20 protein-coding genes, 1 tRNA gene and 1 riboswitch are annotated in these 23,714 nt (G+C 54.9%); of the genes, 8 read left to right on the plus strand and 13 right to left on the minus strand.

The features are described 5' to 3' along the window. On the plus strand, positions 1 to 1,011 hold the full coding sequence (gene mglC, locus CRO33_RS00825; protein ID WP_034824905.1) for a galactose/methyl galactoside ABC transporter permease MglC: 1,011 nt from the start codon (positions 1 to 3) through the stop codon (positions 1,009 to 1,011). Positions 1,012 to 1,966: 955 nt separating this feature from the next. Here the strand turns inward: mglC and sanA are convergent. The 6 genes from sanA to metG all read right to left on the minus strand — a co-directional run bounded on the left by sanA (position 1,967) and on the right by metG (position 8,906). Next, positions 1,967 to 2,686, minus strand: coding sequence for an outer membrane permeability protein SanA (gene sanA / locus CRO33_RS00835; RefSeq protein WP_034824903.1), 720 nt, complete (start codon positions 2,684 to 2,686; stop codon positions 1,967 to 1,969). Positions 2,687 to 2,822: 136 nt separating this feature from the next. Further along, complete coding sequence (locus CRO33_RS00840; protein ID WP_097116616.1) at positions 2,823 to 4,520, minus strand: NAD-dependent malic enzyme; 1,698 nt, start codon at positions 4,518 to 4,520, stop codon at positions 2,823 to 2,825. A 160-nt stretch (positions 4,521 to 4,680) separates the two neighbouring features. After that, positions 4,681 to 5,577 (minus strand): cytidine deaminase, encoded by an 897-nt coding sequence (gene cdd / locus CRO33_RS00845; protein WP_097116617.1) that lies wholly within the window; start codon positions 5,575 to 5,577, stop codon positions 4,681 to 4,683. Positions 5,578 to 5,701: 124 nt separating this feature from the next. Then, entirely contained in the window at positions 5,702 to 6,394 is a 693-nt protein-coding gene (locus tag CRO33_RS00850) for a CidB/LrgB family autolysis modulator (protein ID WP_097116618.1), read from the minus strand. Then, positions 6,387 to 6,761 carry a CidA/LrgA family protein gene (locus tag CRO33_RS00855; protein WP_097116619.1) on the minus strand — a complete coding sequence of 125 codons (375 nt, stop codon included), beginning with the start codon at positions 6,759 to 6,761 and terminating at the stop codon, positions 6,387 to 6,389. Before CRO33_RS00855 ends, CRO33_RS00850 begins: the two co-directional genes overlap by 8 nt. Before the next feature lie 57 nt (positions 6,762 to 6,818). Beyond that, the gene (gene metG / locus CRO33_RS00860) at positions 6,819 to 8,906 is read right to left on the minus strand and encodes a methionine--tRNA ligase (RefSeq protein WP_255253235.1); all 2,088 of its coding nucleotides are present in this window, start codon (positions 8,904 to 8,906) and stop codon (positions 6,819 to 6,821) included. Positions 8,907 to 8,994: 88 nt separating this feature from the next. Between metG and apbC the strand changes: the two genes are divergently transcribed. After that, positions 8,995 to 10,107 (plus strand): iron-sulfur cluster carrier protein ApbC, encoded by a 1,113-nt coding sequence (gene apbC / locus CRO33_RS00865; RefSeq protein WP_097116621.1) that lies wholly within the window; start codon positions 8,995 to 8,997, stop codon positions 10,105 to 10,107. On the opposite strand, the gene CRO33_RS00870 is transcribed toward apbC, so the two are convergent. Continuing rightward, positions 10,104 to 10,556 (minus strand): GNAT family N-acetyltransferase, encoded by a 453-nt coding sequence (locus CRO33_RS00870; RefSeq protein ID WP_097116622.1) that lies wholly within the window; start codon positions 10,554 to 10,556, stop codon positions 10,104 to 10,106. The genes apbC and CRO33_RS00870 overlap by 4 nt on opposite strands. Positions 10,557 to 10,811: 255 nt before the next feature. On the opposite strand from CRO33_RS00870, the gene ahpC reads away from it, so the two are divergent. Beyond that, entirely contained in the window at positions 10,812 to 11,375 is a 564-nt protein-coding gene (ahpC, locus tag CRO33_RS00875) for an alkyl hydroperoxide reductase subunit C (RefSeq protein ID WP_034824884.1), read from the plus strand. 70 nt (positions 11,376 to 11,445) lie between these two features. Next, positions 11,446 to 13,014 (plus strand): alkyl hydroperoxide reductase subunit F, encoded by a 1,569-nt coding sequence (gene ahpF, locus CRO33_RS00880; RefSeq protein ID WP_097116623.1) that lies wholly within the window; start codon positions 11,446 to 11,448, stop codon positions 13,012 to 13,014. Between the two features lie 66 nt (positions 13,015 to 13,080). On the opposite strand, the gene CRO33_RS00885 is transcribed toward ahpF, so the two are convergent. Further along, entirely contained in the window at positions 13,081 to 13,284 is a 204-nt protein-coding gene (locus CRO33_RS00885) for a hypothetical protein (RefSeq protein ID WP_072226590.1), read from the minus strand. A 324-nt stretch (positions 13,285 to 13,608) separates the two neighbouring features. Further along, positions 13,609 to 13,704, plus strand: a riboswitch (TPP riboswitch). Between the two features lie 33 nt (positions 13,705 to 13,737). Between CRO33_RS00885 and thiM the strand changes: the two genes are divergently transcribed. From thiM to fbaB, 3 genes are all read left to right on the plus strand, one after another. After that, positions 13,738 to 14,523, plus strand: coding sequence for a hydroxyethylthiazole kinase (gene thiM / locus CRO33_RS00890; protein WP_097116624.1), 786 nt, complete (start codon positions 13,738 to 13,740; stop codon positions 14,521 to 14,523). Beyond that, positions 14,520 to 15,320 (plus strand): bifunctional hydroxymethylpyrimidine kinase/phosphomethylpyrimidine kinase, encoded by an 801-nt coding sequence (gene thiD, locus CRO33_RS00895; protein WP_097116625.1) that lies wholly within the window; start codon positions 14,520 to 14,522, stop codon positions 15,318 to 15,320. The genes thiM and thiD overlap by 4 nt, the downstream gene beginning before the upstream one ends. Before the next feature lie 207 nt (positions 15,321 to 15,527). Then, positions 15,528 to 16,580 (plus strand): class I fructose-bisphosphate aldolase, encoded by a 1,053-nt coding sequence (gene fbaB, locus CRO33_RS00900; RefSeq protein WP_045832840.1) that lies wholly within the window; start codon positions 15,528 to 15,530, stop codon positions 16,578 to 16,580. Positions 16,581 to 16,793: 213 nt separating this feature from the next. Here the strand turns inward: fbaB and CRO33_RS00905 are convergent, their stop codons facing one another. The 5 genes from CRO33_RS00905 to CRO33_RS00925 all read right to left on the minus strand — a co-directional run bounded on the left by CRO33_RS00905 (position 16,794) and on the right by CRO33_RS00925 (position 22,142). After that, positions 16,794 to 17,480: a GntR family transcriptional regulator gene (locus tag CRO33_RS00905; RefSeq protein ID WP_034824871.1), complete on the minus strand. Its 687-nt coding sequence runs from the start codon at positions 17,478 to 17,480 to the stop codon at positions 16,794 to 16,796. 98 nt (positions 17,481 to 17,578) lie between these two features. Beyond that, positions 17,579 to 19,039 carry a mannitol dehydrogenase family protein gene (locus CRO33_RS00910; RefSeq protein WP_097116626.1) on the minus strand — a complete coding sequence of 487 codons (1,461 nt, stop codon included), beginning with the start codon at positions 19,037 to 19,039 and terminating at the stop codon, positions 17,579 to 17,581. Between the two features lie 52 nt (positions 19,040 to 19,091). Continuing rightward, the gene (locus tag CRO33_RS00915) at positions 19,092 to 20,375 is read right to left on the minus strand and encodes an MFS transporter (RefSeq protein ID WP_097116627.1); all 1,284 of its coding nucleotides are present in this window, start codon (positions 20,373 to 20,375) and stop codon (positions 19,092 to 19,094) included. A gap of 173 nt (positions 20,376 to 20,548) precedes the next feature. Beyond that, positions 20,549 to 21,559 carry a Zn-dependent oxidoreductase gene (locus CRO33_RS00920; RefSeq protein ID WP_097116628.1) on the minus strand — a complete coding sequence of 337 codons (1,011 nt, stop codon included), beginning with the start codon at positions 21,557 to 21,559 and terminating at the stop codon, positions 20,549 to 20,551. 507 nt (positions 21,560 to 22,066) lie between these two features. Further along, positions 22,067 to 22,142: transfer RNA gene (locus CRO33_RS00925), tRNA-Asn, on the minus strand. Positions 22,143 to 22,450: 308 nt separating this feature from the next. On the opposite strand from CRO33_RS00925, the gene CRO33_RS00930 reads away from it, so the two are divergent. Then, a complete protein-coding gene (locus CRO33_RS00930) occupies positions 22,451 to 23,572 on the plus strand; it encodes a Gfo/Idh/MocA family protein (RefSeq protein WP_097116629.1) in 1,122 nt (373 codons plus the stop codon). Positions 23,573 to 23,714: the final 142 nt, after the last annotated feature.

Raw genomic sequence — 23,714 nt, forward strand, 5'->3', positions numbered from 1 at the left:
ATGAAAGCGACTACTAAAAAGAATGCGCTAACCTGGTTAAAAGAGGGCGGCATTTACGTTGTCCTGTTGGTACTGCTGGCAATTATTATTTTCCAGGACCCGACGTTTTTAAGTTTGATGAACCTGAGTAACATTCTGACCCAATCTTCAGTGCGTATTATTATTGCACTGGGCGTGGCCGGATTGATCGTGACGCAGGGTACTGACCTGTCAGCCGGGCGCCAGGTTGGTCTGGCCGCGGTGGTTGCGGCGACCTTGCTGCAATCCATGGATAACGCCAATAAGGTGTTCCCACACCTGGATACCGTACCGATTCCACTGGTTATCCTGACCGTGTGCATTATCGGTGGTGTGATTGGCCTGGTGAACGGCGTAATCATCGCTTATCTGAAAGTGACGCCATTTATCACCACGTTGGGCACCATGATTATCGTTTACGGCATTAACTCGCTGTATTACGACTTTGTTGGCGCATCACCGGTGGCCGGTTTTGACGCGGGCTTCTCGACCTTTGCTCAGGGCTTCTTCCGTTTCGGTGATTTCAAGCTGTCGTTCATTACCTTCTACGCGTTCATTGCCATTATTTTCGTGTGGATTCTGTGGAATAAAACGCGCTTCGGTAAGAACATCTTTGCCATCGGCGGTAACCCGGAAGCCGCTCGTGTTTCAGGCGTTAACGTGCCGCTGAACCTGATTCTGGTGTATGCGCTGTCAGGTGTGTTCTACGCCTTCGGCGGGATGCTGGAAGCGGGCCGCATCGGCAGTGCCACCAACAACCTCGGCTTTATGTATGAGCTGGATGCGATTGCGGCCTGTGTGGTCGGCGGCGTGTCATTTGCGGGTGGTGTGGGTACAGTTGCGGGCGTGGTGACCGGTGTGATCATCTTCACCGTTATCAACTACGGTTTGACCTACATCGGCGTGAACCCTTACTGGCAGTACATTATCAAGGGCGGCATTATCATCTTCGCTGTAGCCCTGGATTCACTGAAGTACGCACGTAAAAAATAAGACTGACACACAGCAACACATCACTGCAAAAGGCTGCCATTTTATAAATGGTGGCCTTTTTTATTTGTGCAAACTGCGAAGGGCGAAGGGCGAAGGGCGAAGGGCGGGTGCGGTGTGGGCTCAAAGCCCCTCTGCTGCTGCCGGGCAGTCCTCGCGCCGCTGACGCGGTGCCCTCGGCTTACACGTCGTGCCGACGGAACGTTCGGGGATCGACCATCCCTGGTCGGCCCCGAACTGATCCACGCATCCCTGCGTGGATCTCCTGGCCCAACGTAAAAGCCTCAGCGCTGCGGATAGCCCTTGCATCAGCAGAGGTGCTTTGGCCTCAAACGTTGTGCCCGTTTTTTCAAAAATATGCGGCTTCTGCGAATACTTCTTTCAGCGGTGAAGGGACATGGCTTCAAACATCGAGCCCGTTTTCTGAACGGATATTGTACTTTTTGCAGATGGCTTTTGTGGTGGAAAAAAGCGGAAGCAACATCGTTGTGCCTGTCTTGATACCAAATGCACGGCATCCGAGCACAGCCTTACAGCTATTCGGCTATGGTCTGACGCTGTGTGCTCTTTTTTAACAGCACGCAATTAAGCTCAATAGCAGGCTGGTGCCGCTTTGGGGGCAGGCTTTTCGCAGCGCTGAACAGAGTGAGGATGCCAGGATAGCCCGCAGGGATGCGGGCGGAAGGCGGGGCGGCACATGGATGTGCCATCCCCGCCGTTCCGTAAGGCAGACGAACGGCGTGAAGGCACCGCGTCAGCGGCGCGAGGACCGCCAGCCCCCAAAGCGACACCAGACAGCGTTATAACAGTAACCTAAAGCGACACCAGACAGCGTTATAACAGTAACCTGAGGCGATACCCGACAGCGTTATAACAGTAAACTGAAGCAGCACCAGATAGCGTCACCACAACAACCAAGCGACACCAGATGGCATCAACGCAATATTTTCAGGTAGCGTTACTTCTGCAGCTTCTCTTCCAAATCCAGCAACTGCTCTGGCGTCACCGCCGGATAACTCTGTGCATCTTCCGGCACTTCATGCACCGCCGGAATCGGCACCAGCGGGCCGAGGAAACGAGGTTCACGTTTCATCAGATACAAATCGGCTAATGCGCCTAAACGAGCACCAACCTCGCGGAAACGCACCGACAGCATATTTTTCGGAGACGGAACCGCATAACACTGCGCCTGAATTCCCAGATGTTGGGCGATATACAGCGCGCGCTCACAGTGGAAGCGTTGTGTGATGATGATGAAATCATTGGTGTCGAACACTTTGCGGGTGCGTACAATCGAGTCCAGCGTACGGAATCCGGCATAGTCGAGCACGATATCGGCAGGATCGACACCGGCTTTGATCAAATCGCGGCGCATGGTCATCGGTTCGTTATAACTTTGCAGCGCGTTGTCACCACTCAGCAGCAGATAATTCACCTTGCCGCTGTTATACGCGTTTAGCGCACCTTGAATGCGATAAAGGTAATACTGATTGATCACGCCGGTGCGGTAATACTTGGCGGTGCCTAAGACCACCCCGACCTGACGATGCGGTAGCGAGGTGACATCTTCATAAATAAACGGGGCAGTTTTCCAGCTGATCCAGCGATCCAGGCCGAGCGCGGTCGCCACCATCAATAAGATGATGAAAAACAGACCAAAGAAAACGCGTTTAATCATGCGCGTAAGCACTCGGTTGGCGGAAAAAAGGATGGCTAAAGGCTACTTGAGGTGGGGGCGCTAAGCAAGTTTACGCCGGTTGGCTGGCGATATTTTAAGCGCAGCCGGTACTGAATTTACCGGCTGCGCTGCCTGCTTAGATAGACGTGCGGCGATAATGACGATACTGCGGCAGCCAGAAGTTGTTGTTAACGGCTTTTGACAGCACGTCTTCTGAGGTCACAACGGCCACGCCAGCCAACTGCGCTGCTTTACCCACTTCCATAGCGATCAGCTTCGAAACGCCCTGAATGTGTTTCAATTCTGGCAGCACCGGGCCTTCGCCATCGTTCACCAGCGGTGAGCAGTCAGCCAGGGCGCGGCTGGCGGTCATCAGCATCGAATCGGTGATGCGGGTAGCACCGGCGGCAATCACACCCAAACCAATACCTGGGAAGATATAGGAGTTGTTGCACTGGGCAATCGGGTAGGTTTTACCCTTCCAGGTCACCGGTGCAAATGGGCTGCCAGTCGCGACCAGCGCTTCACCGTCGGTCCAGGAGATGATATCCGCAGGGGTGGCTTCAACGCGTGAGGTTGGGTTTGACAGCGGCATCACGATCGGACGCTTAGTGTGCTTGTGCATCTCGCGGATGATCTCTTCGGTGAACAGACCCGGCTGACCTGACACACCAATCAGAATGTCTGGCTTCGCGTTGCGCACCACATCCAGCAGTGAAATAGAATCGCTGGTCACATCCCAGTCCTTCATGTTTTCACTCTTCTGCACCAGTTTGCCCTGGAAATCGAGCAAATTAGGCAGTTTGTCGGTCAACAGACCAAAGCGATCGACCATCATCACGCGGGAACGTGCTTCGTCGTCGCTCAGGCCTTCGGACTTCATCTGCGCGATGATCTGCTCAGCGATACCACAACCGGCGGAACCGGCGCCGAGGAACACCACTTTCTGCTCGCACAGACGGCTGCCTGCGGCACGGCTGGCGGCGATCAGGGTGCCAACGGTAACGGCGGCAGTGCCCTGAATGTCATCGTTAAAGCAGCACACCTCATCGCGATAACGCTCCAGCAGCGGCATAGCGTTCTTTTGTGCAAAGTCTTCAAACTGCAGCAGCACATTTGGCCAGCGGCGTTTCACTGCCTGGATAAATTCATCAACGAAGGCTTCGTACTCTTCGCCGGTGATACGCGGATGGCGCCAGCCCATATACAGCGGGTCATTCAGCAACTGCTGATTGTTGGTACCGACATCCAGCACCACGGGCAGGGTATACGCCGGGCTGATCCCGCCACACGCGGTGTACAGCGACAGCTTACCGATTGGGATACCCATACCGCCGATGCCGAGGTCGCCGAGGCCGAGAATACGCTCGCCATCGGTCACCACGATCACTTTCACGTTCTGCTTAGTGGCGTTTTGCAGCATGTCTTCAATGCGATCGCGATTGTTATACGAGATGAAAACACCGCGCGCACGACGATAAATTTCAGAGAAGTGTTCACAGGCCGCGCCGACGGTTGGGGTATAAATAATCGGCATCATCTCTTCCAGATGATTATCCAGCAGGCGGTAGAACAGCGTTTCGTTGGTGTCCTGAATGTTGCGCAGATAGACGTGCTTGTCGTTATTGTTTTTGAAATCCAGGAACTGACGCCAGGCACGCTCGGCCTGCTCTTCGATGGTTTCAACGGCTTCGGGTAACAGGCCATTGAGGTTAAATTCGTTGCGTTCTTCCAGGGTGAAGGCGCTGCCTTTGTTCAGCAGCGGAAATTCCAGCAGAATCGGACCCGCGTAAGGAATATACAGCGGACGTTTACTTTCGTAGTCGAGTTCCATGCAGTCTTTGCTCCGGTTGCAGTGTTTTCTGACGTGTCACCGGGAAAAGGTAACGCCAGACCTGTTTCTTGTGAAGTAGTTCTGGCGCCCGATCCTATGAGGATTCTTGCGGATGTACAGCTTTTGTTAATAGAAAGTCACAAAAGCGATGAAAGGATCACTAAACTGATGTTTTCGAAACTAAAGTAAGTGAGAAATCTTCACAGCCCAGTGCCGCCAGCGTAGCGCGCGTGGCATCGCGCTGGCTTAACGTACTACCTTCACATTCGACTAATACTGCCTGTTTAATCGTATCCAGCGCTTCATTACGCATGTTCATCATAATCAGCGCTGCCTGCAATGGCGGCAAACTTGGATTGAAAGCGGCGTTTTCTGCATAGCGACCGGTGAAGAGGTTACCGCTCTGGCTGCGCAGGGCCACACCACTGTAGCTGTGACTGTAGGGGGCATGACTGTTGTTCGCCGCCTCAATCGCCGCTTGCTGTAATGCATCACCTTGCGCAGCGAAGCCGTGATGAATCGGTGTCAGCAGACGTTCCGTGATATTCAGATCGGCGGGGCCAAACGCATCCGGCAGATAATCGCCCAATGTACTCACTGCACGACCTGGCAGACTGATGCGGATCGCCGTGCCGCTGTTAAGCTCGTTCATAAACTGACGGCAGTGGCCGCAAGGCGTGTAATTGACGGTGATGGCATCCAGTTTCTCTTCGCCGTGCAGCCAGGCATGAGTAATGGCGCTCTGCTCCGCATGCACGGTTTGCTGCAGCGGCGCATGTTCGAATTCCATGTTGGCACCGAAATACCAGTGACCACTCACTCCGCGTGAAATCGCACCCACATTGAAGTGAGACACCGGTGCCACCGCACAGCAGGCGGCAATCGGCAGCAGTGCCAGCGCCAGGGCATCATCATCCAGCCCCGTTTCCTGCTTCAGGCGCGCCACGTCTTGCGGGCGCAGTACGCCGTCAAAATCAGCTGCATCCAGCAAGGGATGAATCGCAGTTTGCAAGTTAGCGGGCAGGGCGGAGAAAGCAGCAGTAAATCGTGGATGCATGATGTGATGACCTCATTAACGCGTTAGCGGCGATGCGCCGCCTATGGGGTTATATGTGATCTGTGTCGCTATGACAATGTAAGCTGATTGAGTTGTTTCAACTTTGCGAGATCTCTCGCAAGTTTTAGCCCAACCAGTGCATCAGCAGCGGGAAAAGGAAGGGGGCCAGCAGCGATGTGATAATGCCGCAAATCACTAATGCCAAAGAGCTAAATGCTCCTTCCTGATAATCGATCTCTGCCGCGCGCGCCGTGCCTAAGGCATGCGATGCGTTGCCAATCGCCAGGCCGCGTGAAGACTTGCTGTGCACCTTAAACAGATTCAGCAGCATATGGCCGAACACTGCGCCGAGCACGCCGGCAATCAACACACAGATGGCGCTGATGGCGGGAATACCGTGCAGCGAACCGGATACTGCCATGGCAATCGGCGTGGTGACGGATTTCGGCATAATCGTCGCGGCAATTTCTGGCGTAGCTCCCATCCATAGCGCAATAGCGGTGCCGGAGACCATCGCGGTGATGCTGCCAATAAAACAGACGCTGATGATGGTTTTCCAGCGCGCGCGAATCTGATGCATCTGCTCATACAGCGGCAATGCGAGCGCGACCACCGCAGGTTGCAGCAGCTGATTAAGGAAGGTGCTGCCGGCAAAATAGCGGGTATAAGGGATATGGGTTAGCAGCAGGATCGGAATCACAATCGCCATCGCCACCAACAGCGGATTGATGATCGAGATATTGATTTTGGCTGCCAGCTTACGCGCCAGCAGATACGCCACCACGGTGAGCGGCAGTGACCACCAGGCGTCAGTCATGAGGATGCTCCTTCGGGCGCTGCAAACGTTCGGCGCTCAGGCCAACGATTAACAGCACCATAAAGGTACTTACCACGCAGGAGACGACAATCGGTCCAAACTGCGCGCTCAGGATATCGGTATAACCCATCACGCCGACACTGATCGGGACAAACAGCAGCGCCATATAACGTATCAGCAAATGACAGCCCGGTTTCACCCAACCGACCGGCAGGATTTGCAGCGCCAGCAAGGTAAACAGCAGCAGCATGCCGATAATGCTGCCCGGAATGGTAAACGGCAGCAGGGCTGCAATACCGTTTCCGGCATAGAGCGCGGCATAGATAATCACAAAGGCACGCAAATAGTGCCAGCAAGCAGTTAGCACGACAGGCTCCACAACAGAGGGTCGATAAAAAAGCCGCCCTGAAGGCGGCTTGTTCAATTACTTCACCTGCATTCCAGGCTGTGCACCGCTATCAACGGACAACACAAACAGATCTGAACCGCCGGAACCGGCTGACAGCACCATGCCTTCTGAGATGCCGAAACGCATCTTACGCGGTGCCAGGTTAGCGACAATGATGGTCATCTTGCCGACCAGCACTGACGGATCCGGATAGGCCGCGCGAATGCCCGAGAAGATCTGGCGCTTCTCGCCGCCAAGATCCAGTTCCAGACGCAGCAGCTTGTCAGATCCTTCAACCAGCTCGGCTTTCTCGATCAGTGCTACACGCATATCAACTTTAGCGAAATCGTCGATAGTGATGGCTTCGCCAATCGGCGCATCCGCCAGAGGGCCGGTTACTGCTGGCTTGTTCGCCGCAGCTGCATCTTCTTTAGATGCTTCAATCAGGCCTTCAACTTTGGCCATTTCGATACGGCCATACAAGGCTTTGAAAGGCGCCACATCGTGATCCAGCAGCGGCTGTGCAATCGCATCCCAGCTCAGTTCCGTATTAAGGAAGGCTTCGGTACGCGCGCTCAGTGAAGGTAGCACCGGCTTCAGCCAGGTCATCAGAATGCGGAACAGGTTGATACCCATTGAGCAGATCGCTTGCAGGTCAGCATCTCGGCCTTCCTGTTTCGCCACCACCCACGGTGCCTGCTCATCCACATAGCGGTTAGCGATATCCGCCAGCGCCATGATTTCACGAATCGCGCGGTTGTACTCGCGGCTCGCCCAGGCTTCGCCAATCTTCTCTGAGGCATCGACAAAGGTCTGATACAGCGCCGGATCGGCCAGTTCGCTCGCCAGTTTGCCGCCAAAACGCTTAGTGATGAATCCAGCGTTGCGGGACGCGAGGTTCACCACCTTGTTGACGATATCGGCATTCACACGCTGCACGAAATCTTCCAGATTCAGGTCGATGTCGTCGATGCGTGAAGAGAGTTTCGCTGCGTAGTAATAACGCAGGCTGTCCGCATCAAGATGCTGCAGCCAGGTGCTGGCCTTAATGAAGGTGCCGCGTGATTTGGACATCTTCGCGCCGTTCACCGTCACATAACCGTGCACGAACAGGTTGGTCGGCTTGCGGAAGTTGCTGCCTTCCAGCATTGCAGGCCAGAACAGGCTGTGGAAGTAAACGATGTCTTTACCGATGAAGTGATACAGCTCGGTAGAAGAATCTTTTTTCCAGAACTCGTCGAAATCGATGTTACCGCGCTTGTCGCACAGGTTCTTGAAGGAACCCATGTAACCGATTGGCGCATCCAGCCACACGTAGAAGTATTTGCCCGGCGCGCCTGGAATTTCGAAACCGAAATAAGGCGCATCGCGGGAAATATCCCACTGCTGCAAGCCTGATTCGAACCATTCCTGCATTTTGTTCGCCACCTGCTCCTGCAACGCACCTGAACGAGTCCAGGTCTGCAACATCGCGCTGAATGAAGGCAGGTCGAAGAAGAAGTGCTCTGAATCACGCAGTACCGGCGACGCGCCAGAGACCACGGATTTCGGATCGATCAGTTCGGTTGGGCTGTAGGTCGCGCTGCACACTTCGCAGTTATCGCCGTACTGATCCGGTGACTTACATTTCGGGCAGGTGCCTTTGACAAAACGGTCCGGCAGGAACATGCCTTTTTCCGGATCGTACAGCTGTGAAATGGTACGGTTCTTAATAAAACCGTTCTCTTTCAGACGACCGTAGATTAACTCTGACAGCTCACGGTTTTCATCGCCGTGCGTGGAGTGATAGTTGTCGTAGCTGATGTCGAAGCCAGCGAAGTCAGTTTCGTGCTCCTGCTTCATCTCGGCGATCATCTGCTCAGGTGGGATACCGAGTTGCTGGGCTTTCAGCATGATCGGCGTGCCGTGGGCATCGTCTGCGCAGATGAAGTAAACCTGGTTGCCACGCATTCGCTGGTAACGGACCCAAATGTCAGCCTGAATGTGCTCAAGCATGTGACCGAGATGGATTGAACCGTTTGCGTACGGCAGTGCGCACGTTACCAGAATTTTTTTAGCGACTTGAGTCATAGTTTGCGTAGCGTTCCGTGAATAAAAATCGGGCTTAGATGTTACCCGAAGCACCCTCTGGCGTAAACACAACTGGACGGCATCTGATATTATTGAAAGCACATCGCCGATATCTGGCGTGATGAAAACACAAGGAGTTGGGATGACTTCACAATCCCGGGAACATCATTCACCCGAAGCATTGCGCGCGGTAGTTATCGGCGTACTGAGTGACTTTGAACATCCGACGCTGCATCACAATCTGACGACCTTGAAAGCCCTGCGCCATGTGGCACTGCTGGACGGCAAGCTGCACATCGAACTGGTGATGCCGTTTGCCTGGGCCTCGGCCTTCGAAGAGCTGAAGGCACAAGTCAGCGCCGAACTGCTGCGTCTCACCCACGCCAGCGCTATCGACTGGCGTTTGCGCCACGACATTGCCACGCTGAAGCGCGTGAAAAATCATCCTGGCGCAACAGGTGTGAAGAACATCATTGCGGTGAGTTCCGGTAAAGGCGGCGTGGGCAAATCCAGCACCGCGGTGAACATGGCGCTGGCGCTGATTGCCGAAGGTGCGAAGGTCGGTATTCTCGATGCCGATATTTACGGCCCGTCGATTCCCAATATGCTCGGCACCGAGAGCCAGCGGCCAACCTCGCCGGATGGCACGCACATGGCGCCGATCATGGCGCACGGACTGGCGACCAACTCGATTGGCTACCTGGTCACCGATGAAAATGCCATGGTGTGGCGCGGCCCGATGGCCAGCAAAGCGCTGATGCAGCTGCTCAACGAGACGATGTGGCCGGATCTGGATTACCTGATTCTCGATATGCCACCGGGCACCGGGGATATCCAGTTGACGCTGGCGCAAAACGTCCCGGTGACGGGCGCGCTGGTGGTCACCACGCCACAGGACATCGCCCTGATTGATGCGCGTAAAGGCATTGTGATGTTTGAGAAGGTCAGCGTGCCAGTGTTGGGGGTGGTGGAGAACATGAGCATTCATATTTGCAGCGAATGCGGCCATCATGAGCCGATTTTTGGCACCGGCGGCGCGCAGAAACTGGCGGCGGATTACCACACGCAGCTGCTGGCGCAACTGCCGCTGCATATCAATCTGCGTGAGGATCTGGATGATGGTGAACCAACGGTGATCCGCCGTCCGGACAGCGAATTCACTGCACTGTATCGCCAGTTAGCCGGTCGCGTGGCGGCACAGCTTTACTGGCAGGGCGAAGTGATTCCGGCCGATATCGCCTTCCGCGCGGTTTAACGCTTCACTTTTCCGCTGGCGCGCGCCGTCAGCGGAAAATGCATCAGCACATATTTTCCTTGCTCGCTCTCACCGGTGGCTTCACGCTGCCAGCCATGTTTTAGGTAAAACGCCTGCGCTAACTCATTCAGCATCAGACATTTAAGCACGCCGGTTGAGGTAAAGCGCTTCTGCACCGCCTCCAGCAGGGCGCTACCGACGCCACGGCCCTGAAAGTCGGGGTCGACATACAGGCTGTGCAGGAAGTTGTCATTAGGAAGGATGCCCGCGAACCCGGCACGATGCCCATCGACCAACGCGACTAACACCGTCTCCCCCAAAATCACGCCATCCAGATCTTCCAGTGCCCAATCATCGCCATCCAGCCAGGTCCAGTTGTGACGACGTGCTGCAAGAAACAGTGTGCGCAGAAAAGGGCGGTCGGCTTCCTCAAATAATCGAATGTCCAAGCATGGGCTCCATCATAAACAAGATTAGGCAGCGTGGCGGTCGCTTTAAATGGCAACCCCAGGTAACACTAGACGACGAAAAAAGATAAAGCCTGTCAAATCATCAGGCTTTCTGTGTAGAATGCCGCGGCAAGCCGCATGGAATCTGGCATCAGCACTTTGATAGCTTTTGATTATCTGATTGATAACGACTGCATATTAGAAGTTGGCCCGGAAAAACTGTAACTTGCATCACATCTTTTAACGGAGGTCACCATGTCCATCATTAATACCAAAATCAAACCATTCAAAAACGCAGCGTTCAAAAACGGCGAATTCATCGACGTAACCGAGAAAGACGTTGAAGGTAAATGGAGTGTATTCTTCTTCTACCCGGCTGACTTCACCTTCGTTTGCCCAACTGAGCTGGGTGACGTGGCAGACCATCACGAAGAACTGCAGAAACTGGGCGTAGACATCTACTCTGTTTCTACCGACACGCACTTTACCCACAAAGCCTGGCACGGTTCTTCCGAAACCATCGCAAAAATCAAATACGCGATGATCGGCGACCCAACTGGCGCACTGACCCGTAACTTCGAAATCATGCGCGAAGACGAAGGTCTGGCGGATCGCGGTACCTTCATTGTTGACCCACAGGGCATCATCCAGGCTATCGAAATCACCGCTGAAGGCATTGGCCGTGACGCATCTGACCTGATCCGCAAAATTAAAGCGGCTCAGTATGTGGCTTCTCACCCAGGTGAAGTTTGCCCAGCTAAATGGAAAGAAGGCGAAGCAACACTGGCTCCATCTCTGGACCTGGTTGGCAAAATCTAAGCAACACGCAGCCATTCGATCTTTCTCAATCGGGTGCTACGGCACCCGATTTTCTTGACAGGAACTCACTATGCTCGATACCAATTTAAAAACACAGCTCAAGGCTTACCTTGAGAAATTAAAGAAACCGGTTGAGTTGATTGCCACACTGGATGATGGCGCTAAATCTGCGGAGATTCGTTCTCTGCTAGCCGATATCGCGAGCTTGTCAGAAAAAGTCAGCTTCCGTGAAGAGAATGATCGTCCGGTTCGTAAACCCTCTTTCCTGATCACTAACCCAGGCAGCCAGAGCGGCCCACGCTTCGCCGGTTCGCCAATGGGGCACGAATTTACTTCACTGGTGCTGGCCCTGCTGCAGACCGGTGGACACCCTTCGAAAGAGTCGCAGAGCCTGCTGGAGCAAGTGGTTGCTCTGGACACCGACCTGCATTTCGAAACCTATTACTCGCTGTCATGCCACAACTGCCCTGACGTGGTACAGGCGCTGAACCTGATGGCGGTGCTGAACCCACGCATCAGCCACACCGCGATTGACGGTGGCATGTTCCAGAACGAAATCACCGAACGTAACGTGATGGGCGTTCCAGCGGTATTCCTGAACGGCAAAGAGTTCGGTCAGGGCCGTCTGAGCCTGGCGGAAATCGTTGGCAAAGTGGACACCAACGCTGAGAAACGTGCAGCAGAAGAGCTGAACAAGCGTGACGCCTATGAAGTGCTGATCGTCGGCAGCGGCCCAGCGGGCGCAGCGGCAGCGATTTACTCGGCACGTAAAGGTATCCGCACTGGCCTGATGGGCGAGCGTTTTGGTGGTCAGGTGCTCGACACCGTGGACATCGAAAACTACATCTCCGTACAGAAAACCGAAGGCGCGAAGTTGGCCGGTTCACTGCGTGCCCACGTCGATGATTACGATGTTGACGTCATCGACACCCAGAGCGCCATCAAGCTGATTCCTGCAGCGAAAGAGGGCGGCTTGCACGCGATTGAGACCGCGTCTGGCGCAGTCCTGAAATCACGCAGCATCATCATTGCCACTGGCGCACGCTGGCGCAACATGGGCGTGCCGGGCGAAGAGCAGTATCGCACCAAAGGCGTGACTTACTGCCCACACTGCGATGGCCCGCTGTTCAAAGGCAAGCGCACGGCAGTTATCGGCGGCGGTAACTCCGGCGTTGAAGCGGCTATCGACCTCGCGGGTCTGGTTGAGCACGTGACGCTGCTGGAATTCGCCAGCGAAATGCGCGCCGACAAAGTGCTGCAGGACAAACTGCGCAGCCTGAAAAACGTCGATGTGATTCTGAATGCGCAGACCACCGAAGTGAAAGGTGACGGCAGCAAAGTGACCGGGTTGAGCTACATCGACCGTAACAACCAGACCAGCCACGAGATCGCGCTGAGCGGCATCTTCGTGCAGATTGGTCTGTTGCCGAACACCACCTTCCTGGAAGGCGCGGTAGAACGTAACAAGATGGGCGAAATCATTATCGATGCCAAATGCGAAACCAGCCTGAAAGGCGTGTTCGCAGCGGGTGACTGCACCACGGTGCCGTACAAGCAGATCATCATCGCCAGCGGTGAAGGCGCGAAAGCCTCACTCAGCGCGTTCGATTACCTGATCCGCACCCAACCGGCTGAATAAGTTTTATTGCGATAGCCACGCAGCAGCCCCGTAACGGATGTTACGGGGCTTTTTTTTGCCTGTTTTTCATCCCAACCAACGCCGTGCTTCCGCATCGCTCACGTCGCGGTAATAAACTTTATGCAAACGTTCGCCGCAACTTTTACATCGAGCTTCAACATGGGTGGAAAAATAGTGGCGACCGGAAGGGCAAATAGCGCCTTTGCGCGAAATACGAATGTCGTGCCATTTATGGGCGTGCGGAATAAAGCTGAATAATTTTGAGATCATTATCGATTCCGGAATTGGATAGGCAGTGACTCTGTTCAAGTCCGGAGGGGGATTAGGCCTTGCTACGCCTGGCAGGGCGTTGATGTGCATCAATGAATATGGAGGCGCGTGTTGATTAGTCGATTTTTCAGTGATTAGAATAAATCTGGAAAATTCAGAAGAGAGTTAATTAATGATGATAATTGATCGAAACGGCTCTTTTTAAAATTTAGCCTGTCGAATTATTTTAACTATTTTGATTTAGTGCCGTTTTCAGCATCCTTCAAACGACCACGATTTACAATCCTTCACGCTCGCCTTATCCTGTGTGCGGCATGTTCACCATGCCATGACTCGGGGTGCCCCTGTTAAACAGGGCTGAGATACACCCGCTGACCTGATCTGGATAATGCCAGCGTAGGGAAGTCAGATGCCTGACCGCATTCGCCTTCTTGATCGCCGGTTGGGAGTTTTATGACACAGCCTGACCTTCTTACCTCCGCGCAATTCGCGCAATCCCTGCAGCTGCTGCGTCAGCAGGCACCGCTGGTGCACTGCATGACCAATGACGTGGTGCAAATCTTTACCGCCAATGTGCTGCTGGCTTTGCAAGCCTCTCCCGCGATGGTGATCGATGCCGAGGAAGCCGCGCAGTTCGTGAGTTTTGCCGATGCGCTGCTGATCAACGTCGGCACCTTAACCCGCGACCGTCGCGATGCGATGCTGGCGGCGGTGCAGTCCGCCTCTAAAGTCGGCACGCCCTGGACGCTCGATCCGGTGGCCGTGGGTGCACTCTCATTCCGCACCGAATTCTGCCAGCAGCTGCTGAGCCTGCATCCCGCCGCGATTCGTGGCAACGGCTCGGAAATCCTCGCGCTGGCTAACCAGGCTGCGGGCGGGCGCGGCGTGGACAGCGTGCATCAGGCCGATGCCGCACTCAGCGCGGCGCAACAGTTGGCACAGGATTACCACACGCTGGTGGCGGTCACAGGCGAAGTCGATTACGTCACTGATGGCAAACGCACGCTGGCGATTCCAGGCGGCAGCCCGCTGATGACGCGCGTGGTCGGCACCGGCTGCGCGCTTTCCGCCGTGGTCGCGGCCTTCAGCAGCTTACCGGGCGACCGCTTGCAGCATGTGGCGGCGGCATGTCGCGTGATGTCGCTGGCGGGCGAGCAGGCGGCGCGTGCTGTTCAGGGGCCAGGCAGCTTTGTCGCGGCTTTCCTCGATAACCTCTGGACGCTGGAGGTTGCCGTATGAAGCGCATCAACGCGTTAACCATTGCAGGTACTGACCCGAGCGGTGGCGCAGGCATTCAGGCCGATCTCAAAGCCTTCTCCGCATTGGGCGCCTATGGCACCAGTGTGATCACCGCGCTGGTGGCGCAGAACACCTGCGGCGTGCAGTCGGTGTATCGCATTGAACCCGATTTCGTGGGCGCGCAACTGGATTCGGTGCTGGACGATGTGCGTATTGATGCCGCCAAAATCGGCATGCTGTCGGAATGTGCGATTGTCGAAGTGGTGGCCGAGCGGCTGAAACGCGCCAGCCTGCCGTTTGTGGTGCTGGATACGGTGATGATTGCTAAGAGTGGCGATCCGCTGCTGTCGCCCGATGCGGTGGCCAGCGTGCGTGAACTGCTGATGCCGCAGGTGTCTTTGATCACGCCCAATTTGCCCGAAGCCGCTGCGCTACTGGGACGTGATATGGCGCAGGATGAGAAAACCATGCTGATGCAGGGCGATGCGCTGTTGGATCTTGGTTGTGAAGCGGTATTGATGAAAGGCGGTCATCTCAGTGATGCCGAAAGTCCGGATTGGCTAATCACCCGCGCAGGACGTCAGCGCTTCACCGCACCACGCGTCAATACGCGCCATACCCACGGCACCGGTTGTTCGCTGTCCGCCGCTTTAGCGGCGCTGCGTCCACGTCACGATAACTGGGCGGATACGGTGACCGAAGCCAAAGCCTGGTTGCAGCAGGCCTTGCTGCACGCCGACTCGCTGGAAGTCGGCAAGGGCATTGGGCCGGTGCACCATTTCCATCAGTGGTGGTAAGGCAGCAAAACGGCGATTAAGGCGTGCCTCTGCGTTGCAGGATTCAATCTGAAGGCCGCCCATCGCAAGGTGGCAGAATTTTTTTACTGCGTATCCGTCTGAAAAATGGAGTCAGCAATTTGCCAGCCTGGCGCTTTTCGGTCCAGGCTGTTGGGGGCGAATCGGCCATTGCCGGTTCCATTCCAGCCATTTATTTCAGGAGCCAACATGACGGACATCGTACAGTTATTGGGCAAAGAAGCGGATTCACTTCTTCAACATCGCTGCATGACCATTCCAGCGGACAGCCTTTATTTACCGGGCGCGGATTTCGTCGATCGTGTGATGATCGACAACAATCGTTCTCCTGCCGTATTACGCAATATGCAAACCCTGTATAACACTGGTCGCCTGGCGGGCACCGGCTATCTGTCGATTCTGCCGGTCGATCAGGGCGTTGAGCACTCAGCGGGTGCCTCTTTTGCCGCCAACCCGGCTTACTTCGATCCGAAGAACATTGTTGAGCTGGCGATTGAAGCCGGCTGTAACTGTGTCGCCTCTACCTATGGTGTGCTGGCCTCAGTTTCACGCCGCTATGCACACCGCATTCCGTTTATGGTGAAACTTAACCACAACGAAACCCTGAGCTATCCCACCCAGTACGATCAAACGCTGTATGCTAGCGTCGAGCAGGCATTCAACCTGGGGGCGATTGCGGTGGGCGCGACCATCTATTTTGGTTCTGAGCAGTCACGTCGTCAGATTGAAGAGATCTCGGCTGCTTTCGAGCGTGCGCATGAACTGGGCATGGTGACCGTGCTGTGGGCCTATTTGCGCAATGATGGCTTCAAGAAAGACGGCGTAGATTACCATGCCAGCGCTGATTTGACCGGCCAGGCCAACCATCTGGCAGCCACCATTGGCGCAGACATCGTGAAGCAGAAAATGGCCGAGAACAACGGCGGCTACAAGGCGGTGAAATTCGGCCATACCGATGAGCGCGTCTACAGCAAGCTGACCACGGAGAACCCGATCGATCTGGTGCGTTATCAGCTGGCGAACTGCTATATGGGCCGTGCTGGATTGATCAACTCCGGTGGCGCATCAGCCGGAGACACTGACATTGCCGAATCGGTGCGTACTGCGGTGATCAACAAACGTGCGGGCGGTATGGGGCTGATACTGGGCCGTAAGGCGTTTAAGAAGTCGCTGAAAGAGGGCGTACAGCTGATTAATGCGGTGCAGGATGTTTATCTGGCGAAAGATGTCACAATTGCGTAATTGATTGCCCAAATCCCTTCCCGCAAGCGGGAGGGGAATCGGTCAGCGGAGTAATGATTGGGGATTGATCGAGAGCATGGGGACGAAATCTTATCTGCAAAGCTCTCTATTGAGCGGCAACACGCGCTTCACTCGCTCGCCAATCGCACTTTGCTTGGGTCTCCCCCTTTATATGGGAGAGGACCAGGTTGAGGGCATCTAATCGCAGACAATCTAAGGCGCTTCAAACCATTCGCTATTACGCTCAGCAATCGGCGTAATGGTCAAAATCATTTCCTGCAGATGACGTCGCATCGCCGCTTCTGCCGCTTCAACATCTTGCGCTTTTAACGCCTGGTAGATGTTTTCATGCTGCTGAATCAGGCTTTCCGGTGGCGACACTTCACTCAGGGTCAGGAAGCGCACGCGGTCCATGGTGGCTTTAATGTTCTCCACCGTTTCCCATGCCAGCAGGCAGTTAATCCCTTCGGCAATCAGGCGGTGAAACTCATCGTCCAGCGCTAAGAATGCCTGGCTGTCGTGACGTTCTGCCGCCAGACGCTGCAACTGAAGATTGTGCTCCAGCGCCATCAAGCCCTCGGGAGTAATCTCCTGTGCCGCACGTCGCACCACGGCGATCTCCACCGCTTCACGAATAAAACGGCCGTCGGCCACACGCTGGGCGGAAATTTTACGCACGAAAGTGCCGCGCTGCGGCAGCACCTGCACCAGGCCCGCTTCCGCCAGTTTGATAAAGGCTTCTCGGACTGGCTGGCGCGACACATTAAAGCGCGCGGACACTTCTTTTTCCGACAGCAACGAGCCGGGATGAATGGCGCAGGTCACGATATCTTTGCGCAGATAACGATAGATCTGCTGATTTACGGGTTCGCTGGTGGTAATGGTATAGGCAATCGACATGCAGCAATATCCGTATTACGGCTGGCCTACGCCAGCCCGATGAGAAAGGTTCAGTCTAATCAGCACGCTGCATCTGCGCTACACATTTGTGAAGGCACTTATGCCTGTGTCACAAGGGCCTGTACCGTGGCGCGTGCACCCTGTACAACCAGTTGCTGATAGAGTTCCGTAACGCGTGCCACGAAGGCGGTTTGATGCAGCAGGTCATCGCCAAACACCGCTTTCAAGCCGATCAACGCCTTCACGCGATCTGCGCCATCTTCACTATGTGCCACGATGCTCGCCAGCTGATCTTTTAGCGGGTCGCGAATTTCTATCGTCTGGCCCTGTTCATCGACACCGCTGACATAGCGAATCCAACCCGCCACACCGAGCAGCAGATAGTCGCAAGAGGTGCCGTTACGCAGATGCCAGCGCACGCTGTCCAGCAAACGCTGCGGCAACTTCTGCGTGCCATCGGTGGCAATTTGATAAGTGCGATGCTTGATGGCGCGGTTTTCGTAGCGAGCGATCAGCGAGTCGGCATAGGCGGTGAGATCCACGCCCTGAGTACGCAGCGTCGGGGCCTGATCCTGTAACATCAGCGCGCGCGCCGCCGTGCGGAAGTGGTTATCGGCCATGCAATCGCTGATGTGTTCGTATCCGGCGAGGAAGCCGAGATAGGCGAGGAACGAGTGGCTGCCGTTGAGCATGCGCAGCTTCATCTCTTCAAACGGTAATACATCACTGACCAGCTCAGCACCGGCATTTTCCCACGCCGGGCGACCGTTAACGAAGTTATCTTCGATGATCCATTGGAAGAAGGGTTCTGCTTCTACCGCCACCGGATCGCTGCTGCCTAAGCGCGCTTCCAGCGCATCAAATGCCGCATCGGTCATGGCGGGAACGATGCGATCCACCATGGTGGAGGGGAAGGTGATGTGCGTTTGAATGTACTCTGCCAGTTCGTGGCTATGGCGTTCTGCCAGCTGGGTGACGACATTGCGCGTGACGTGACCGTTCTCTGGCATGTTGTCGCAGGACATTACGCTGAATGGCGTTAATCCACGTTCGCGGCGACGGATAATCGCCGCCAGAATCAGGCCCGGCAGCGAACGCGGCTGCGTGGGGTTTTCCAGGTCATGCACGATATCAGGATGATCCGGATTGAGCTTGCCGCTGGAAGGCATGTAGCAATAGCCTTTCTCGGTCACCGTCATCGAGACAATCGCCACATCCGGCTGGCTCATCGCCTCAATCACCGCATCAATGCCGTCGCCTTTGCCATGCAGCGCTTGCGTCACCACGCCAATCACGCGGGTGTGCAGGCTGCTATCGGCCATCTCGGTGAGGGTATAGAGCAAATCCTGTTGGCGCAGCGCCTGGATCAGTGCGCCGCTGTTGAGATTCACTTCGCAGTAGCCCCAGTCGCTGCCTTTCGTTGCCAGTTTATCGGTCGCGAGCGCCTGATGGGCACGGTGAAAAGCACCAAAGCCGATATGTACCATGCGGGTTTTTAACTGGCTGCGGTCGTAAGCGGGACGTTGGACGTCGGCGGGGAGGCGATCAAGTTCTAACATGCGTTTTCCTTTTAGCAAACGGGGCGCTGAGCGCCCCATTATGGTCAATCTGTTATGCGGACACCGGTTTATCTACGGTCTTTGGGCTGCGAATCACAAACAGCACCAGCATCGCACCAATCCCGGCGACACAGCCCGCCAGAATAAAGGCGCTGTCGAATTTACCGGTGTGCTGCACGATATAGCCCGTGACAATTGGCCCAACAATCCCGGACAGGCTACCAATCAGATGGATAAAGCCACTGATGCTGCCGACACGGCTTTTGTGCACCACATCCTGAATAATCGCCCAGTAAATCGCACCGGTAATGTAGAGGAAGAAGATGGAGATCGACATCATGATCACCGCGGAATTCACCTCTTTAATCGTTCCCGCCAGTGCTACACAGATGGCGGCAGCCAGCAGCGAGACCACCAGAACAATTTTGCGCGACAGCAGCAACTTGCCGGTGATGTTGAAAATCTTATCCGAGATCCAACCGCCCAACGCCAGGCCGACAAAGCCGACAATCCACGGGATCATGGTGGTGATACTCATGGATTTAATATCCAGGCCGTGCGCCTGCACCAGATAAGCCGGGAACCAGCTCAGGAAGAAGAACAGAATATAGTTGTAGCAGAAGAAGGCAAAAGCGGTGACCAGAATAATCGGCTGACGCAGGTAGTAACCCATACCGTGTGCTTTACCGGTCGGGTCGATGACATCAGCCGGTTCTTCTGCTTTCAGTTTCTCGACCAGCGCGCGCTCTTCTGCAGAGACTTTTTTGCTGCGCGCCGGGTTATCAGCGGCGAAGAAGAACCACAGACCCATCCACACCAGGCCAATCACGCAGATCACCACGAACGCTGGACGCCAGCCAAATGACAACGCCAGATAACCCACAATCGGGCCTGCCACTGCGCCACCCAGCGGCGAACCGGCGCTGAGTAAGCCCATTGCGGTAGCAGCCTGTTTTTTCGGGAACCAGCCGTTGATGGCCTTGTTTGCCGAGGCGCAGATTGGGCCTTCCGCCATGCCAAACAGCACGCGCAGAATCATCATCGACCAGAAACCGGTCGCCAGCGCGGTCATGCCGCAGAACAGCGACCACATACCGACGGCGGTGCCGAGCACGATAGTCGGGCCGAATTTATCGGTCGCCAGGCCACCGATAAAGTTAAACAGCGCGTAGCCAAAGAAGAAGCTACCGAAAATCATGCCGAACTGTTCGGCGTTGATCATCAGGTCTTTTTCTACCAGCGGTACAGTCAGAGAAAGGGCAATACGATCGAGGTAGTTGATCATATAAACCAGGAACAACAGCAGTACGAGGGTCCAGCGTAGATTCTTTAACATAGAAACTCCGTTTCCCCATCATGCTTCAATCTGTTTCTGTGTGGCCTGTTTAATCTCATCCCCTTCGGGGATTTAATCACTTGCCGCTTTGATACAGCCTGAAGCATTGAGAGGATTATTATATTGGCCGGCGGGTACGCACCGGATTAAGGACACCTGGTGTGAAGATTAACTTAACCCATGTGCAGAATCACTTTGCAGCAGGTGCGCGGATCTTTTTCGAACAGCGTCATCGCTTTTTCAATCTCAGCCAGCGGGAAATAGTGGGTGACTAATTTCTCTGGCTGAATCTGACCTTTCTCCATCCACTCAATCACCTGCGGGAAGCGATTGCTGTTCAGGCGCGAGGTAAACAGTGATAACTCTTTGCTGGTTAACGCCTGCTGCGTGATGTTGCAAGGCTCACCGGAGAAGCCGAGTAGGCCAATACGCGCCGCCGGCGAGGCGAGGGCAGCGGCTTCTGCCAGAATGGTCGGATGGCAGGCGGCATCGATGATCAATGTTGGCTGCACGCCTTCCAGCTGTGCGGCCAGCGGAATCTCACTGTTGTTGAATACCTGATCAGCGCCATTTTCCTGCGCCAGCGCCAGACGTTCCGGCAGACGGTCCACCACCAGCACTTTTTCCACGCCGTAGACGCCTTTCAGCACCTGTATGGCGGTTAAGCCCATCGGGCCTGCGCCGTAAATCAGTGCCACGTCATTGGCCTGCGGTTTGAGGAAGGCGGTGATGTTCGCCGCGATGGTGAACGGTTCCACCAGGCTGGCGAGTTTGTCCGGAATAGAAGCGGGCAGAGTAAAAGCGTTTTTCGCCGGTGCCACCGCAAATTCGCTGAAACCACCGTCACGGTGCACACCGATTACCTGCAGTTCTTTACAGACGTTTGGGCGACCGATGGAGCAGGGGTAGCAGTGTCCGCAGCTGACGACCGGATCCACCGCCACACGCTCGCCGATACGCGCGGCATCCACGCCTTCACCCACCGCATCGATCAGGCCAAAGAATTCGTGGCCAATCACGCGCGGGTATTTGGCGAATGGGTTGTGGCCGTGCCAGATGTGCACATCTGAACCGCAGATACTGGCAAACTGCACTTTGACGCGCACTTCGCCTGCGGCTGGTTCAGGCAATGCGCGTTCTGCCACTACCAATTCACCCGGTTGTTCAATTACGACACTTTTCATCATCTACTCCTTGCCAGATACACACTTAATTGGTGGATTTGGCAGCAACGGGAATGCAATGAATGAAAAATACGCTTGCTAATACTACCATACAAGTCGGCGTTAAAGAGTTGTGAAGAGAGTCACAGAGTGCAGGGAGAGGGAGCGAAGAACTGTGGCAGTTTGGAAGATGGGGCAGTGGAGTTGGAGTGGGGCTGAAATATGCAGAGATTTGAGATGTGGGATTTTCAGTTTGGGTTGAGATTCCAGGCAGGCCGAAGATATTCAAACAGGGTTATGGTGATGAGTGGGTTGCGATGTTCAGAGTGATATGAGGTCTTCAAGCTATGTTGGGGGTGAATTGGGTTTGAGATGTTCAGGCTGTGATGAGATGTGCAGGTTTGGCTGAGATTTTCAGATTGAGCCGACAATGACTTTAGATAGGACATCGCCCAACTATTCCATTCATCGCCTCCCAAATTGCAGGCATAAAAAAAGCAGCCTGATAGGCTGCTCTTTTCAAGAATTTGGCTCCTCTGACTGGACTCGAACCAGTGACATACGGATTAACAGTCCGCCGTTCTACCGACTGAACTACAGAGGAATCGTTTGGAACGGGGCGCATAGTAACGAGCAGGCTCTGGGTTGTCAAAGGCCTTTTCTACATTTTTAACTGACTGCTGAATAAAGCGTCAATTTTGCGATTCTCTCGGCCATAGCACGCTGAATGCCCCCCCATGACAGGATGATTTGTGATGCAAGTCACTAATGTTATGCAAAATTACATTCTGATTTGTCGATTTTGTCAGATCCCTCGCATGTATGATCACAGATATTTCATTTCGCCGTTGTGGCGGCCAAAAGCGAAACATATATTCCAGATCAATTCCCACCCACAACTCCAGGTGCAGCATGAACAAAGTCAGAATCGGAATGATCGGCAGTGGTTACATTGGTCGTTGTCACGCCATTGCTTACGCGCAGGCTCCCACTGTTTTTGCGCTGAAAGGCGAAATCGTGCGTGAAATGCTGGCAGAGGTGAATCCAGAGCTGGCCGCGAAACAGGCGGCAACCTTTGGCTTTGCCCGTTCAATTGGCGACTGGCACGAGCTGGTGCGCGATCCCAACATCGATGTGGTCGACATCTGTGCCCCGAACTTCCTGCACAAAGAGATGGCGCTGGAAGCGATTCGTAACGGCAAACACGTTTACTCTGAGAAGCCGCTGTCGTTGTCTGTGGCAGACGCAGAAGAGATGGTGCAGGCCGCGCAGCAGGCAGGCGTCAAAACGCTGGTGGGCTTCAACTATATGAAAAACCCGACCAGCCAGCTGGCGCGTGAAATCATTGCGCGCGGTGAAATTGGCGAAGTGATCCATTTCTACGGCACTCACAACGAAGATTATCTGGCACGCCCGGAAACCCCGCTCGACTGGCACTGCCAGAAAGCGCTGGCCGGCTTGGGTGCGTTAGGCGATCTGGCGGCGCATATCGTCAACATGGCGCACTATCTGGTGGGCGACATCGAAGAAGTCAGCGGCGATATGATGACGGTAATTAAACAGCGGCCCGATCCCAAAGACCCTTCACGTCTGCTGCCGGTAGAGAACGAAGATCAGGCCAGCGCGCTGCTGCGCTTTAAAAATGGTGCACACGGCGTGTTTGAGACCTCGCGCATCGCCTGTGGCAGCAAAATGGGCCTCACCTACGTGGTCACCGGCACCAAAGGCACGCTACGCTACACCCAGGAGCGCATGGCCGAGCTGGAGCTGTATATCCATGATGAGCCCGCTGGACGTCAGGGCTTCAAAACCATTCTGACTGGCCCGGCCCATCCGGATTACGCTAACTTCTGCGTATCAGCGGGTCACGGTATTGGTTTTAACGATCAGAAAACCGTGGAGATCCGTGACTTGATCAACGGTATCGCAGCCGGCGATCGTATGTGGCCAGATTTTGCCGAAGGCTTGCAGGTACAGAAAGTACTGGAAGCGGTGGCGGTGTCCGCCGTCGAGCGTCGTTGGATGAAAGTGTAAAGGCCTTCTTGCAGCATGCAATCAAGCTATTCAGCAGGCTAGGGCAGCTTCTGAGCCGGTAGTGAGCGGTGCTAAAGAGTGATTCTGGCAGCAGCCAAAGTTAGCCAATGAGCGCAATGTCTAACAGGCAGCACCTCTGACA

It is taken from the genome of Pantoea sp. GL120224-02 (genome assembly GCF_900215395.1).
Classification (GTDB): Bacteria; Pseudomonadota; Gammaproteobacteria; order Enterobacterales; family Enterobacteriaceae; genus Pantoea; species Pantoea communis.

What these genes read in the sequence shown, in the direction of transcription:
- mglC (WP_034824905.1), top strand. Translation starts at nt 1, where the DNA reads ATGAAAGCGACTACTAAAAAGAATGCGCTAACCTGGTTAAAAGAGGGC.
- sanA (WP_034824903.1), bottom strand. Translation starts at nt 2,686, where the DNA reads ATGATTAAACGCGTTTTCTTTGGTCTGTTTTTCATCATCTTATTGATG.
- CRO33_RS00840 (WP_097116616.1), bottom strand. Translation starts at nt 4,520, where the DNA reads ATGGAACTCGACTACGAAAGTAAACGTCCGCTGTATATTCCTTACGCG.
- cdd (WP_097116617.1), bottom strand. Translation starts at nt 5,577, where the DNA reads ATGCATCCACGATTTACTGCTGCTTTCTCCGCCCTGCCCGCTAACTTG.
- CRO33_RS00850 (WP_097116618.1), bottom strand. Translation starts at nt 6,394, where the DNA reads ATGACTGACGCCTGGTGGTCACTGCCGCTCACCGTGGTGGCGTATCTG.
- apbC (WP_097116621.1), top strand. Translation starts at nt 8,995, where the DNA reads ATGACTTCACAATCCCGGGAACATCATTCACCCGAAGCATTGCGCGCG.
- ahpC (WP_034824884.1), top strand. Translation starts at nt 10,812, where the DNA reads ATGTCCATCATTAATACCAAAATCAAACCATTCAAAAACGCAGCGTTC.
- ahpF (WP_097116623.1), top strand. Translation starts at nt 11,446, where the DNA reads ATGCTCGATACCAATTTAAAAACACAGCTCAAGGCTTACCTTGAGAAA.
- CRO33_RS00885 (WP_072226590.1), bottom strand. Translation starts at nt 13,284, where the DNA reads ATGATCTCAAAATTATTCAGCTTTATTCCGCACGCCCATAAATGGCAC.
- thiM (WP_097116624.1), top strand. Translation starts at nt 13,738, where the DNA reads ATGACACAGCCTGACCTTCTTACCTCCGCGCAATTCGCGCAATCCCTG.
- thiD (WP_097116625.1), top strand. Translation starts at nt 14,520, where the DNA reads ATGAAGCGCATCAACGCGTTAACCATTGCAGGTACTGACCCGAGCGGT.
- fbaB (WP_045832840.1), top strand. Translation starts at nt 15,528, where the DNA reads ATGACGGACATCGTACAGTTATTGGGCAAAGAAGCGGATTCACTTCTT.
- CRO33_RS00905 (WP_034824871.1), bottom strand. Translation starts at nt 17,480, where the DNA reads ATGTCGATTGCCTATACCATTACCACCAGCGAACCCGTAAATCAGCAG.
- CRO33_RS00910 (WP_097116626.1), bottom strand. Translation starts at nt 19,039, where the DNA reads ATGTTAGAACTTGATCGCCTCCCCGCCGACGTCCAACGTCCCGCTTAC.
- CRO33_RS00915 (WP_097116627.1), bottom strand. Translation starts at nt 20,375, where the DNA reads ATGTTAAAGAATCTACGCTGGACCCTCGTACTGCTGTTGTTCCTGGTT.
- CRO33_RS00920 (WP_097116628.1), bottom strand. Translation starts at nt 21,559, where the DNA reads ATGAAAAGTGTCGTAATTGAACAACCGGGTGAATTGGTAGTGGCAGAA.
- CRO33_RS00930 (WP_097116629.1), top strand. Translation starts at nt 22,451, where the DNA reads ATGAACAAAGTCAGAATCGGAATGATCGGCAGTGGTTACATTGGTCGT.